Origin of the sequence: Halobacillus sp. BBL2006 (assembly GCF_000786645.1) — a bacterium.
In the GTDB taxonomy this organism is placed as follows: Bacteria; Bacillota; Bacilli; order Bacillales; family Halobacillaceae; genus Halobacillus.
The window spans coordinates 1-12,884 of the sequence record NZ_JRNX01000653.1; the positions used below are offsets into that span (position 1 = coordinate 1).

Sequence of the window (12,884 nt, forward strand, 5' to 3'; positions counted from 1 at the left end):
AAAGAAAAAAATAAGTAATAAACTATAAATTTTCACAATTCAGCTATTATACTCCCTTTCAATATAAAGAACAAGCGATAGATTTATCCATCAGATGGTTATTCTTTTCCAATTCTTTTTAAAGATCGAATTTTCTACAAAATAAGACATAATCCCACATCCATAAATTCATACAAAGAAAAGCCCCCCTCACATTGAGGAGAGCTTTTCAGATATCTATTATTTTTCCTTCAAGGCTTCAACCATTTTTTCAGCTGCACTTTCACTGGACATAGGGTTCTGACCTGTGATCAAGTTGCCATCACGTACCGCATAAGAAGTCCAGTCTTCACCTCTAGTGAAGTTCGCTCCTTTGTTGCGAAGCTCAGTCTCAAGCATGAATGGCATATGAACATCTAAGCCCATTCCAATTTCTTCTGAGTCTGTGAAGCCAGCGACGGTTTTCCCTTTCACAAGCGATGTGCCGTCTTCATATGTCGCATTCACAAGTCCACTTGGTCCGTGGCAGACAGAGCCGATCACATTGCCTTGTTCAGCATGTTTTTGCAGCACGTATTGTAATGTTTCGCTTTCTGGGAAGTCGAACATCGTTCCGTGTCCGCCAGGTAGAAAGATGCCGTCAAAACCTTCTGCGTCATCTTTAGAAAGTTTGGCTGTATCTTTCAACTGCTCTTTTGCTTCCGCCCATTCCGCTACTTCTTCTTCAGGGATACTGTTCGGATCCAGTGGAACTTCGCCACCTTGGATGCTTGTTACTTTTACATCGTAGCCTTGTTCTTTGAAGGCATTATAAGGCACCGCATATTCTTCCAGCCATAGGCCTGTTTTATGATCGTCTGTAATCTTGGTGTGATTAGTTACAACCATCAGTACTCGTTTGTTACTCATTGGTTTTGCCTCCTTCAAATTTGGATCCATTTTCATCATGTAGTCTTGATCGACCACATGTATGTTATATCATCTGCTGAAGGAGGAATGAAATTATTTTGCTCACTCTTTATATAGAAGCAATTCAAATCTCTGCAGATGATTGACTCGTTGTGGGAAGTAATGAAATATTGAAAGGAGCGATTTAATTAAGATCGAGTGCTTTTACATTAGAAAAGGAAAGCAAACCCGACAGCGGTTGGTTCCCTTTCATTAGGATTAAAAATACTAATCCAATTGCAAATTAGGATATTTCCATTTTCTAAACGAATCTCTCCTATCCAACCCTCGTCTGACTTTTCTACAAGTACTCATATGAATGTTCTCTTCTATTTAAAAAATAGCAAATAAAATTAAGATGAGCTCGTGTTTGAACTTATTCTTCTCCAAGGTTAACCCTTCATATTTTGTGCATACGGATTTACGTATGTTAGTGTTGATGCAAATAGAAAGGAGCGATATAAGATGACGAATATCATCGTAACGGCCGTTTTCAAGCCAAAGCAGGATCAAACAGAAGTGCTGATCGACGAACTTGAAAAGGTGAAAAAAGGCTCCAGAGAAGAGAAGGGCTGCCTTCAATATGACCTTCATCAATCCATTGATGATGACACCCTTCTGATTTATGAACTATGGGAAGATGAAAAAGCTGTGGAGGAACATATCCAGACGGACCATTATAAAACCTATCGTAAAAACACGGAAAACCTTTTTGAATCAAGAGTAGTCAATAAGTTCAACAAAATTTAATAGAACATGACTCCATATAAAGAGACTATGAAATCGTTAACCGTTCCATAGTCTCTTTATCATTTATCTCAAGACAAAAGTCAGTATAAGTATCAACCGAAGTGCGATGTATCTTTAGTCAAAATAAACAGCCTCCCCTGTTTTCGCAGATTCATAGATTGCTTCAAGAATCTCACTCACCACAAGCGCCTGTTCCGGCTTTACCACTGGTTCCGTATCCTTCACAATACTTTCAATCCAAAGTCTCGCTTCACGGTCCGCATCACTTTCAAGTTCTCCATCGAAAAAAGCAACACCGCCAGCACCTAACTCCGGTTTGGTTGTATGAAGCTTGCCGTGTTTCTCCCCATTGATCCGCAGGCCGTCTTTCATATCAGCCCCACCTTGCGTTCCGCAGAGCGTTGTTTGAGCTTCGCGTACCTCCAGAGTATTAAGTGCCCAGCTTGATTCAAGGATGACCGTTGCTCCGTCTTTCATCGTAATCATACCAAAGGCCGAATCTTCTACACTGAATTCCTTCGCATCCCATGGACCGAAAGCGTTGGCTTTGCTCTCTTGACCGGAGAGCTTGTGATAGACGTTTCCTACAACACTTTTCACTTCATAGTTATCCATCATCCAGAGGGTTAAGTCGAGGGCATGGGTGCCGATGTCGATCAAGGGGCCTCCTCCCTGCTCCTCTTCGTTTAAAAAGACGCCCCATGTCGGGACTGCACGGCGGCGAATCGCATGAGCTTTGGCAAAATACACCTCGCCGAGTTCTCCGCTTTCGCAAACATCCTTCATATATAGAGAATCATCTCTAAAACGATTATTATATCCAATTGTAAGCTTCTTCCCTGTCCGTTTCGCCACATCTACCATTTCTCTTGCCTCACTGGCTGTTTTCGCCATCGGTTTCTCACACATGACGTGGTTTCCAGCCTCAAGTGCTGCAATCGTTATTTCTGCATGGCTTTTATTCGGTGTACAAACATGAACAACGTCCAAGTTCTCTTTTTCCAGCAACTCTTTATAATCCGTATAAACTTGAGCCTCCTTAACACCATATTTTGCAGCGGCTTTTTCTGCCCGCTCTTCCACCAGGTCACAAAAAGCTACCATCTCGATGCCATCAAGTTTTGAAAGACTTGGCATTTGTTTTTCATTTGCAATCCCGCCACATCCAATGATTGCGATCTTCAATTTTGACATACCATTTCCTCCTATAAGATCCCTCGTAAATAACGAAGGCTGATTTCAATACTTTTTATTTGGTCGATGTCGTACGCTTCCTGTTCCACTGTGTACCATTCAACCTCTTGTGACTTACCTGCCGCAACGATCTTCTCGAAATCCAGGACTCCTTTTCCGACTTCTATATTTCTTTTCTCTTTCCAGTTGTTCATATCCTTTATATGAAGAATTTTACACCGTTCTCTAAGCTGATGAATGAGCTCGATAGAAGAATGCCCGCATACTTCTGCCCAGTACGTATCGAGTTCAAAGAAGACATAATCTGCAACTGTTTTATCCACCAAGTACTGCAGCCCTGTTTTTCCTTCAAACTTCTGAAATTCAACATCATGGTTGTGATACCCAAATAATAATCCACTCTGCTTACACTGTTCCCCTACTCGACTAAAAAGTTCAGCCGTCCGCTTATAAGCATCAGCACAGTCACGATACTCTTCTGGCAACCCCGGACAAATGACATATGGATTATCAATCTCCAGTGAATAGTTGATTACTTCATCTAAGTTATTTTCTAAGTCCTTGATCCCAATATGAGTCCCAGCTGCTTTCAACCCGTAATCGTCTAACGCTTTTTTCAAGTCCTTACTCGACGCTCCAAAATAACCAGCGAATTCGACGCCATCATAGCCCGCTTCGCCGACTTTTTTGAGCGTGCCTAGAAAATCCTTTTCCGTCAGTTCCTTCAATGAATAAAGCTGTAAACCGATCATCAATCGTCACTCCTTTTCATAATAGAAAACCTCCACAACAAAACTGTTGGGAGGTGCCGATTCATTTCAAGACAAACTGCATTCCGTCTTTGAAGTTTTTACTGAAGATGATAAATAGAATGAGAATCGGTAAGGTTAATAGAACCGAAGCCGCATACATCGGACCTGGATATCCTCCGTATGGACCGAACATTTGTGCAAGCAACACATTTAATGTCAGCATGTTTTCACTATTGACGACAAGCATATCCCATAAAAGCTCGACCCATCGTTCCATGAACACAAACAGGAATACAATCGTCGTAATCGACTTCGACATCGGCAAGACGATTTTCCAGACAATCTTGAATTGGCTGGCACCGTCCATTTTGGCGGCTTCAATCAATTCATCCGGCAGACCTCTGAAGTAGTTCGTGTACATAAAGATCGCCCACAGGTTGACGGCTTTTGGAAGAATCATCGCCCAATACGTGTCATACATGCCGAAATACCGGATGATCAAGAAGAGCGGAATCAATAGAATAACCGCTGGATAAAACATTTGGAACAAGATGATGTTATTGATTAAGCGGTTTCCTTTAAATTTCAGCTTCGCCAGCGAAAATCCGACGAGAATGGCTGTTGCCAACATCAAAAAAGAGGACGTTGTCGTTACGAAAACACTGTTGAAGAATGCCCGGAGCCACGGGCGGGCATTGACGCCTTCGCCTCCGCTGAACAGCCATTCGTAGGAACGCAGCGTAAACTCTGTCGGAATGATCGTCCGATCGACTTGATCCCAGACCGCAAAGGATCCAAGCACCATGTAAATATAAGGGGCGACCATCAAAATCATGACGGTGAAAGCGAAGACATACAACAAAGTTACTTTATATTTGCGATTACCAGCCATGCTTAGCCCCCCATTTCTCAAGGATTTTTCTAAAGACTAAAATCGATCCGAATGTTACAAACGAGTTAATGACAGCAATCGCTGTACCGTAACCGGCATTCAAGCGCTCAAACGCCTGCGTATAAATTTCAAGCTGCCACGTATGTGTAGAAAGATCCGGTCCGCCGCCTGTCAGTACATAAGGCTCAGTGAAGATTCCGAACATTAACCCGACAGCTAAAATCGTAACCGTATAAAAAGATGGATAAAGCATCGGAATCGTCACATGCCAAAATCGCTTCCATCCGACCGCTCCGTCAATCTCGGCTGCTTCATACACATCTTTTGGAATGCTCTCAAGTCCTGCAACGAATAACAGTGCATAGTACCCGGCAAATTTCCACGCCATCATCAAAGCGATGATCAGCGGAGCCAGAATCGGTGATCCAAGCCAGTCAATGTCCAAACCAAATGAATTTCTCAACCAAATATTGAGCGGACTGTTGTAGGACAAAACTCCGTTCACCACAATGGCTGACGCCACCCCTGACGCTAAATACGGCAGGAAGAAGGCGACGGAAAAAAGACCTTTGAACTTCGGCAATGAATGAATGATGACTGCAAGCAGCAACGCTCCACCGACAACGATCGGAACGAACATTGCCAGGAACTTATATGTAACGAAGAATGCCGCTCGCACACTTTCACTGAAAAACGCTTGGATAAAGTTCTGGATGCCTACAAATTCATAATCTGGTGCTATCAAATTCCAATTGGTGAACGCCAAATAGGTAGCCCATATTAATGGAAAAAGAAAAAATATAAGTGAATAAATGAGGTAAGGGCTGGCAAACAGCCAGCCTAACCTCGCATTACTTCTTTCCATTTTACTTCAACACCTTATTGATTGCGTCTGTCATATCACTCCATGCTTGATCTGGAGATTTTTCTCCTTGGACGACTGGGTTCACCGCTTCTGTTCCAATCAGCTCCTGAACTTCAACTGTCACTTCACTATCAATTGGCGGCACTGCATTCGGAATATTTGTTGCATATTCCTGAAGCTCTGGATGCTCCTCTAAGAAAGCAGTAAAGGCTTCATTCGAAGACAAATCATCACGTGCAGGTGGTAGGTTTGTCTGTTTGAACCATGCAAGATCATGTTCTGGATTTGAATACACCCACTTCACAAAATCAAAGGCTGCCTGTTGCTCTTCTTTTGTTGCAGAAGCGTAGATGGAAAGCCCTTTGGTATCAGCAAATGTTTTCCCGTTCTCATAGTCCACACCCTCTGGAACCGGAGGCATTGTAAGCTCATACGTTTCGCCCAGTTTCATTTCCGGGAATTTTTCCGCCCAGTAAGAGAACGTCCAAGGTCCGATATCCATCATGATCGATTGACCTGTTTCAAATGGATCGGTTGCTTCACGCGTCAGCAGTAAATCATTCTCGCTCAAATCTTTCAGCAGTTGCAATGTTGCTACACCTGCTTCTTTATTTGCGACAAGTTCATTTCCTTCCACAAAGTTGTTTCCTTCTGAAGCTCCATTATAAAGCATAAAGAAGTCAAACCAGCGCGCCCACCAGGTCGGCTTCACTAAATCGGCGCGAGACCATAAGAACTTGTCCGGATATTTTTCTTTCAGCTTTTTCCCTACTTCTAATACTTCGTCGTACGTTTTCGGAGGAGAATCAAAGCCAAGTTCATTCAAAATATCCGTTCTCCATCCGAAAAGCATCGCGTTTGAATAGATTGGAAGGACATACTGATGATCATCTGCGAATTTCCACGTAGAAATCGTTTCTTTCATTTTTCTTTCTTTAATCAACTCTTCATACCCTTCAAACTCCTCTAAAGGTACAACCGCACTGCTTCCCGCAAGCTGGGCAGCGAATCCACGAGATATATTTTCTGAGATAGCAGGAGCATTGCCTGCTGCAATCGCAGACTGAATACCGGCTTCTGAAGATGGACTTTCAGGCATTGGAGATACATTGATTTTCACATCTTCATTCTCTTTCATATATTGCTTGGCCATATCCTCCCAGAACACTTGTTGAGATGGGTTAGGAGCTGCCCAAAAGTCAAATTCTACTTTTCCATTTCCTTCTCCACTAGAGCTGTCCGATTGACAACCTGAAGCAATTAGAGCTACGACAAACAGAAGAACTAAAAAACGATAATAGCGAAACTTTTTCATCCTTATTCTCCTCCTTTAATTTGAAACGGATCTGGAATCCTGATCTTATGAGCTTCCGCATCACTGACGCCTACATAAAGCTCGGCTTTACCATCCTTGAGCTGAATAATACCGCCACTAAACAAAACATCCACTAAATCTTTACGCTTCGCTTCACCTGAAGGAAAGTCATTTCGAGTCGCTATGATCTTCATACCTTCCAGCCTCATGTGTTCACGATTTAACACACAGACCATCGGATAATAATGGCGATCTCCTACTTCATCAAACCTGGCGATATGCCCAAGCATGCCGATGTCATCATTTTCTAATAGGTACAGCTCATTAGCTCCACCCCATTCTTCCGCTTCGAAGTGTTCTTGTAATAACGGAGCCTTGTCGATAACTTCAGCTGTCAGTTGATCGAGAGAGTCAATCTCGGTATAGCCGATTTTTCCTCTCCCGCCCTTTTCTCCTTGGGGGCGAGTGCAAACGCCGATTCGCTGATCAGGCAGCTCTATTAATCGAATGTCTTTCATCCCTTGAGGCCCCTCTGCAAAACGCTGTAAATCATCAATGCCGCTTCCTTTATAGAAGACGGTTTTCCATGTGAGTGCATCCTCTTTGTCAGGGTGAGGAGAAACTTCCACGCCGCCAAACACCAGCTGATCATGAATAATTGTTACAAAAGGATCTTGAAGTTCGAATGTTGGTGCCCCTTGCCTCGGACTCCATTGATCTCCTTCCTTCGTAAAAAACATCACTTCGGAATATTCGGACTCACGGGGCTCTACTCGACCTGCGATCACTTCTTCATTGCTGTCTTGGAATGGAGCCGTAATGTTGTACACATCTCGCGCACCTACCCCGGTAAAATAAAGCTTTTCTCCTTTATCGATCGGGGGTTGTTTTTTATATTGATTCAACAATTCCTCCACTGTGAAAGTCAATAGCTTTCCCTCCCTTACACATCGGATAGTCGTGATAAAATGTCATCCAACTGCATTTCACAAATAGCCATCGAAGTATCCGATACGCCATAATAAATTCTAACGAGACCATCTTGTAACGTGACGCCACAGGTGAACACAACTTTACCAAAGAACCCATTTGTTTCGTAATCCGCTTCTGGTGATAAAATAGGTTCTTCCGTTTTAGCCAGGACCTTGGAAGGGTCTTCTAGATCGAGCAAGACTGCCCCTAAACAATAGCGGTCTTCCTTATCAGCTGCGTGATAAATCTCAAGCCATCCTTCGTCCGTCTTAAAAGGAACAGCGCCTCCTCCAATTCGCCCATTATCCCAGCCGTCTTCACTGAGACCTAACAAGTGTTGATGATTTCCCCAGTAGTGGAGATTGTCGGACTCGGCAATCCAGATTTCCGGCTGCCCGATGCCTTTCGGGACTGGACGATGGAGCGCATAATATTTCCCATTAATTTTCTCAGGGAAAATGGCAACATCTTTATTTTCTGGCGGAAAAATCAACCCTAATCGTTCATAAGTGACGAAATCCTTTGTAGATGCAAGTCCTACCGCAACCCCTTTATCTGATATCGCGCTGTATTGGATGTAATATGTATCATCGATTTGGGTCACTCGCGGGTCTTCTACGCCCCACGACTCGGCAGCTGTTCCCGGATAAATAAACGGCTCTTCATCAACGGTGAACGATTTTCCATCTGTGCTTCTTGCCATTCTTATATAAGATAAGGAAGTTAAGTAAGCGGTTCTTCTTTGCGTTTCATTAAAAAGGACCGTGCGCGGATCTGAAAAATCATAGCGTTCGTCATCCTTTTCCAGCGATAACACCCGAACCTGTGGCTGGTCGTTTGAAAAGTCGATCAACGTCGTTTTCACTTCGTTTGAATTGGTTTGGACCGGACGTTCTGCAACTCTTAACAGCAACAATGTTTCCCCATTACACTCTGCCACTCCTGCATTAAAGACTCCAATGACTTCATGATCCTTATGGTAAGCAGGTACATCTTCCGGCTTTAAAATTGGATTCTTCTCTAGACGTTTCACAATCATGTCATTCTGATCCCCCATTCTTTTTTGAAAACCCTTACATTATTTATAAAATAAAAAAGACGAATTGGACATTACAAACATTACTAAACGTTAAGTAACGTGACTAATTAACCTTACAAACGATTATACTATGAATAGTTGTCATGTCAACATGATTTCTAATTAATAAAAAAACAACCGTATTTATTGAATTAATTGGAATAATTAAGTATATTATAAAGTAACGTTACAAAAGTAATTGTTCGGATGACTGACAAAGAAAGGTTGACTTTCATATGGGAAAGAGAATCACAATGCAAGACATTGCGGATCGTTTGAATATATCGAAGAATTCAGTCTCTCAAGCGCTGTCTGGAAAGCCAGGAGTCAGTGAGGAGACGAGGCAATTAGTTTTAAAAACAGCTAATGAGATTGGCTATCAGTATACTCCCACAAGTAGTCAAACCAAAAATGAGACCATGCCGACGGGGAATATTGCTTTAATTGCTTCTGAATTTGCATTTTCGATGAAGAGCTTTTTCGGAGAAATTTACTTGAGTGTCGAGGAAGAAGTCACTAAACGCAATAAAAACCTGTTAATCCAATCCATCAACAACCATTCAAGAGAACAACTTATCCTTCCCCCTTTTATTGATAAAGGACAGGTGGATGGCGTTTTAATTCTATCTCACATTAGCACTGAATATATTAATAAGATTCTCGAGACTGGCATTCCAACTATATTGATTGATCACCACCATCCAGAAATTGCAGCTGACGCGGTACTTACTAACAATCGCTTCGGAGCTTATACAGCGACGAAATATTTGTTGGATCTTGGTCATAGAGAAATTGCTTTTGTAGGAAACATTGATTTTTCACCAAGCTATCAAGAACGCTGGGAAGGCTACCACCTCGCCCATAGAGAATACGGAATAGAGCCTACAGAAAACTTCCAATTAAAAGATGCGCTAGAAGAAGGCCCTGTCATCAATCACTTCATTGACCAACTCGAAAAACAACCGACTGCCTGGTTTTGTGTGAACGATGGATTAGGATACCTGGTAACCTCCGGCTTGCAGGCTCTCGGCTTTAAAGTTCCAGATGATGCTTCTGTCTGCAGCTTTGACAATGGCCAGCTGTCTCAGCTTTCTACTCCATCGATTACAACCATGGACATTGACTTCAAGGCTTTTGGACAAAATGCGGTAGAGAAGTTATTTTGGCGGATGGAAAATCGCGATGCACCTCATCAGGAAGTCTTGCTGCCGACGACGCTGATCGAAAGACACTCCACTCAAAAGGTAAATAAGAAAGATAAGATCAAACAATAGTAAAAAAGAAAAGACGATCACATATAGCAAGCTGCTTCTGATTGAGGCAGCTTGCTTTTTCTTTTCCTTATTAAGGAGTTTTTGATCTTTGAGTATGGAGAGCAGGACAGACTAGCTTAACCTTTAACCGGAAAAACTCCCCCTCTTTTTAATCGAAGAAACGGTTGAAAGGGTCTGGATGGAGATCTTGTAATGTCACAATCTCCAAAAGGTATATTTTCCAGAAACAGGAGTTCATTTTTGCAAAAATACCGCTTACAAACTATACACAGTGAAACCCCTTACAAAACGATTATATAGCCGCTATAATAAAGTCATAAGGTGATCATCTAAACAACACCCGTATAATTCTGCAAAAATTACCAGATAATAAACCAGGATAAGGGGGATGCCTATGGTATTGGATAAAAGACGTGCACACTTATTATCCATCATTCAACTATCGAATGATCCTATCCCGACAAAAGATCTGGTTGCAAAGATGAATGTGTCTCAACGCACGATTTATTATGATCTCGATCAAATTAACAGTTGGTTAGAAGATAAGAATTTAGAGCCGATTGAAACCAAACATGGCGAAGGGCTCTTTCTACCCGACACAACAAAAGCCAAATTGAACCTTCAAAAGGATCAGGGTTTTGAGGATTGGCAGTACCAATTATCGAAGGAAGAACGAGAAGTACTCATTAAAGCTAAAATATTATTAGAAGAACAAGATGCCTCAATGCAGAGCTTCATGGATCTCACGAGCATGAGTCGAGGTACAGTCGCGAAGGTTCTTAAAGTCATTAAAAACGAGTTCAGGCAAGCTGGGTTGCAATTGTACTATCAACAGGGCTACGGCTACCGATTAAGTGGTCCTGAGGAAGCGAAAAGAGAGATGCTTTCCGATATCCTTGCCGTCATCTTTTCTCATCCAGAATGGCAGAACGTCAGGAATGAGGTTCACCAAATGATTGAGCCTGGAGATGACTCGTCTGAAGAGACCGATCAACGGCTTACCGTGAGAAACCTTCTTTATGAAGCTGAGCAAAAATTAGGATTGACGTTGACCGATGAGATGGTAGAGATTCTTTCTTTACAGATCTTAATGATCATGAAGCGTATCCAGTTAGAAAAGTATATCGTTGTTGAGGCAGAAGAAAAACAGGTCCTTCAACAAACAGAAGCTTACCAGGCATCCCTGCTCATTACGAATAAACTCAAGGAATTATGGGGTATTTCCTTCCCGGATGATGAGATTTGCTTCATTACAATGAACTTACTAGGTTCCAAAGTCCAGCACGATGACTTCAGCCGTTATACGGAACGAGAACTATCCGGACTGCGAAATGTGGTTCAGGAGATGATCGCTGACTTTCAATTGTATTCAGCTGTCGTGTTTGATGATAAGGAAGGGCTTGAGGAAAACCTTATTTCCCACATTAAGCCTACGTACTACCGCTTGAAATATGGGGTGAAAATCGCCAACGATCTAGCGGAAAGTATCCAGGAAAACTATCCGGACATCTTCCACTTAACCAAACGGGTCATGAAGCACTTAGAGCTTTATGTTGGGGAAACGATTCCAGATGAAGAAGTTGCTTATATCACCCTGCACTTTGGTGGATGGCTTACGAAAGAGAAAAAGCAAGTGGAAACGAAGTTTAGAGCGATCATCGTTTGTGAAAACGGAATTGGCACATCGAACATGTTACGCACCCAATTAGAAAATCTGATCGCTGGCTTGAACGTCATCCAAACCATGTCCATCAGGGAATACCAATCCATTGAACCGAAAGCAGACGTCATTTTTTCTACTAATTATATTAAGGCAAAAGACATTCCCGTTATCCATGTTCCAGCGATCTTGACCAACCTTGAAAAGGAACAGATTATGCGGCGGATGAATGAGCTTTTCCAATCGAAAGAGCCAGAGAAGGATTCAACGAACCAACTAATGGCTGTAATCGAACAATATGCCACAATCCATCAAAAAGACGAACTAAAAAGAGAACTCGTTCATCTTTTAGAACAAAATACTCCGCTGACAAAGGAGCTGCGAAAGCCTATGCTTAACGAATTATTAACGGAACAAACGATCCAATTTAAAGATCAGGTAAACAATTGGGAAGAGGCCATTAAATTGGCTGCTCAGCCCCTGGTCGATCAAGAATCGATCAAACCAGAGTATATTCAGGCGATGATTGACAATGTTAAGGAGACAGGACCCTATATTGTCATCGCGCCAAGAATTGCCATTCCCCATGCGCGTCCCGAAGCTGGGGTAGAAAAACTGGGAATGAGTTTCTTGAGACTGAAAGAACCTGTTTATTTTTCAGATAAGGAAAAACATCGCGCCCAGTTAGTGATTGTTCTAGCAGCGATTGATAATCAAACCCACTTAAAAGCATTAGCTCAGCTCACTGAGTTGTTGTCAGATGAAGAAAATGTCGAGCGCTTAATTGAAGCTAATGACACAAAGACTGTAATTGAACTAGTTAACAAAACAGTAGAAGCTTAAAAAATTTGAGGAGGAATTAAAATGAAAAAAGTATTAGTTGTATGTGGAAATGGTTTAGGAAGCAGCATGATCGTAGAAATGAACGTGAAAGCAGCATTGAAGGAAATGGGTAAAGAAGCAGAAGTATCCCACACAGACTTAACAACAGCAAAGTCTGAACAAGCAGACCTATTCCTAGGTTCTGAGGATATCGTCGGAAGCCTTGAAGATGGAAACAAAAATGTGGTGAAACTGAAAAACTTGATGGACAAGAATGAGCTCCGTGAAGCCCTAGAAAATAACTTGTAATCAAACTAAAACAACAAAGGAGCGATACACATGATTGATTTAATAATGAAGGATATCTTAGGAACACCCGCCAT

General features: G+C 42.1%; 12 protein-coding genes. 4 read left to right on the plus strand and 8 right to left on the minus strand.

Features of this window, described 5'->3' with window-relative positions:
- Window positions 1-219: 219 nt before the first annotated feature.
- A complete protein-coding gene (locus tag LD39_RS17725) occupies window positions 220-888 on the minus strand; it encodes a type 1 glutamine amidotransferase domain-containing protein (RefSeq protein ID WP_035550904.1) in 669 nt (222 codons plus the stop codon).
- Between the two features lie 504 nt (window positions 889-1,392).
- Here LD39_RS17725 and LD39_RS17730 point away from each other — a divergent pair.
- Window positions 1,393-1,677, plus strand: a complete 285-nt coding sequence (locus LD39_RS17730) for a putative quinol monooxygenase (protein WP_035550908.1) — start codon at window positions 1,393-1,395, stop codon at window positions 1,675-1,677.
- A 114-nt stretch (window positions 1,678-1,791) separates the two neighbouring features.
- Here LD39_RS17730 and LD39_RS17735 read toward each other — a convergent pair whose 3' ends face one another.
- The 7 genes from LD39_RS17735 to LD39_RS17765 all read right to left on the minus strand — a co-directional run bounded on the left by LD39_RS17735 (window position 1,792) and on the right by LD39_RS17765 (window position 8,706).
- Complete coding sequence (locus LD39_RS17735) at window positions 1,792-2,871, minus strand: Gfo/Idh/MocA family protein (protein ID WP_035550911.1); 1,080 nt, start codon at window positions 2,869-2,871, stop codon at window positions 1,792-1,794.
- Between the two features lie 11 nt (window positions 2,872-2,882).
- Window positions 2,883-3,623, minus strand: coding sequence for a sugar phosphate isomerase/epimerase (locus tag LD39_RS17740; RefSeq protein WP_035550915.1), 741 nt, complete (start codon window positions 3,621-3,623; stop codon window positions 2,883-2,885).
- Between the two features lie 61 nt (window positions 3,624-3,684).
- Entirely contained in the window at window positions 3,685-4,515 is an 831-nt protein-coding gene (locus tag LD39_RS17745) for a carbohydrate ABC transporter permease (protein ID WP_035550917.1), read from the minus strand.
- The gene (locus tag LD39_RS17750) at window positions 4,505-5,380 is read right to left on the minus strand and encodes a carbohydrate ABC transporter permease (RefSeq protein ID WP_035550920.1); all 876 of its coding nucleotides are present in this window, start codon (window positions 5,378-5,380) and stop codon (window positions 4,505-4,507) included. The genes LD39_RS17745 and LD39_RS17750 overlap by 11 nt, the downstream gene beginning before the upstream one ends.
- A gap of 1 nt (window position 5,381) precedes the next feature.
- Window positions 5,382-6,695, minus strand: a complete 1,314-nt coding sequence (locus LD39_RS17755) for an ABC transporter substrate-binding protein (protein WP_035550922.1) — start codon at window positions 6,693-6,695, stop codon at window positions 5,382-5,384.
- 2 nt (window positions 6,696-6,697) lie between these two features.
- Window positions 6,698-7,624, minus strand: coding sequence for a DUF1861 family protein (locus tag LD39_RS17760; protein ID WP_035550925.1), 927 nt, complete (start codon window positions 7,622-7,624; stop codon window positions 6,698-6,700).
- A gap of 14 nt (window positions 7,625-7,638) precedes the next feature.
- On the minus strand, window positions 7,639-8,706 hold the full coding sequence (locus LD39_RS17765; RefSeq protein ID WP_035550927.1) for a glycoside hydrolase family 130 protein: 1,068 nt from the start codon (window positions 8,704-8,706) through the stop codon (window positions 7,639-7,641).
- Window positions 8,707-8,981: 275 nt separating this feature from the next.
- Between LD39_RS17765 and LD39_RS17770 the strand changes: the two genes are divergently transcribed.
- The 3 genes from LD39_RS17770 to LD39_RS17780 all read left to right on the plus strand — a co-directional run bounded on the left by LD39_RS17770 (window position 8,982) and on the right by LD39_RS17780 (window position 12,810).
- Window positions 8,982-10,019 (plus strand): LacI family DNA-binding transcriptional regulator, encoded by a 1,038-nt coding sequence (locus LD39_RS17770; RefSeq protein ID WP_035550930.1) that lies wholly within the window; start codon window positions 8,982-8,984, stop codon window positions 10,017-10,019.
- A gap of 394 nt (window positions 10,020-10,413) precedes the next feature.
- Entirely contained in the window at window positions 10,414-12,522 is a 2,109-nt protein-coding gene (locus LD39_RS17775) for a BglG family transcription antiterminator (protein ID WP_035550933.1), read from the plus strand.
- Window positions 12,523-12,543: 21 nt separating this feature from the next.
- Window positions 12,544-12,810, plus strand: coding sequence for a PTS sugar transporter subunit IIB (locus LD39_RS17780; protein WP_035550936.1), 267 nt, complete (start codon window positions 12,544-12,546; stop codon window positions 12,808-12,810).
- Window positions 12,811-12,884 lie beyond the last annotated feature (74 nt).

What these genes read in the sequence shown, in the direction of transcription:
- LD39_RS17725 (WP_035550904.1), bottom strand. Translation starts at nt 888, where the DNA reads ATGAGTAACAAACGAGTACTGATGGTTGTAACTAATCACACCAAGATT.
- LD39_RS17730 (WP_035550908.1), top strand. Translation starts at nt 1,393, where the DNA reads ATGACGAATATCATCGTAACGGCCGTTTTCAAGCCAAAGCAGGATCAA.
- LD39_RS17735 (WP_035550911.1), bottom strand. Translation starts at nt 2,871, where the DNA reads ATGTCAAAATTGAAGATCGCAATCATTGGATGTGGCGGGATTGCAAAT.
- LD39_RS17740 (WP_035550915.1), bottom strand. Translation starts at nt 3,623, where the DNA reads ATGATCGGTTTACAGCTTTATTCATTGAAGGAACTGACGGAAAAGGAT.
- LD39_RS17745 (WP_035550917.1), bottom strand. Translation starts at nt 4,515, where the DNA reads ATGGCTGGTAATCGCAAATATAAAGTAACTTTGTTGTATGTCTTCGCT.
- LD39_RS17750 (WP_035550920.1), bottom strand. Translation starts at nt 5,380, where the DNA reads ATGGAAAGAAGTAATGCGAGGTTAGGCTGGCTGTTTGCCAGCCCTTAC.
- LD39_RS17755 (WP_035550922.1), bottom strand. Translation starts at nt 6,695, where the DNA reads ATGAAAAAGTTTCGCTATTATCGTTTTTTAGTTCTTCTGTTTGTCGTA.
- LD39_RS17765 (WP_035550927.1), bottom strand. Translation starts at nt 8,706, where the DNA reads ATGATTGTGAAACGTCTAGAGAAGAATCCAATTTTAAAGCCGGAAGAT.
- LD39_RS17770 (WP_035550930.1), top strand. Translation starts at nt 8,982, where the DNA reads ATGGGAAAGAGAATCACAATGCAAGACATTGCGGATCGTTTGAATATA.
- LD39_RS17775 (WP_035550933.1), top strand. Translation starts at nt 10,414, where the DNA reads ATGGTATTGGATAAAAGACGTGCACACTTATTATCCATCATTCAACTA.
- LD39_RS17780 (WP_035550936.1), top strand. Translation starts at nt 12,544, where the DNA reads ATGAAAAAAGTATTAGTTGTATGTGGAAATGGTTTAGGAAGCAGCATG.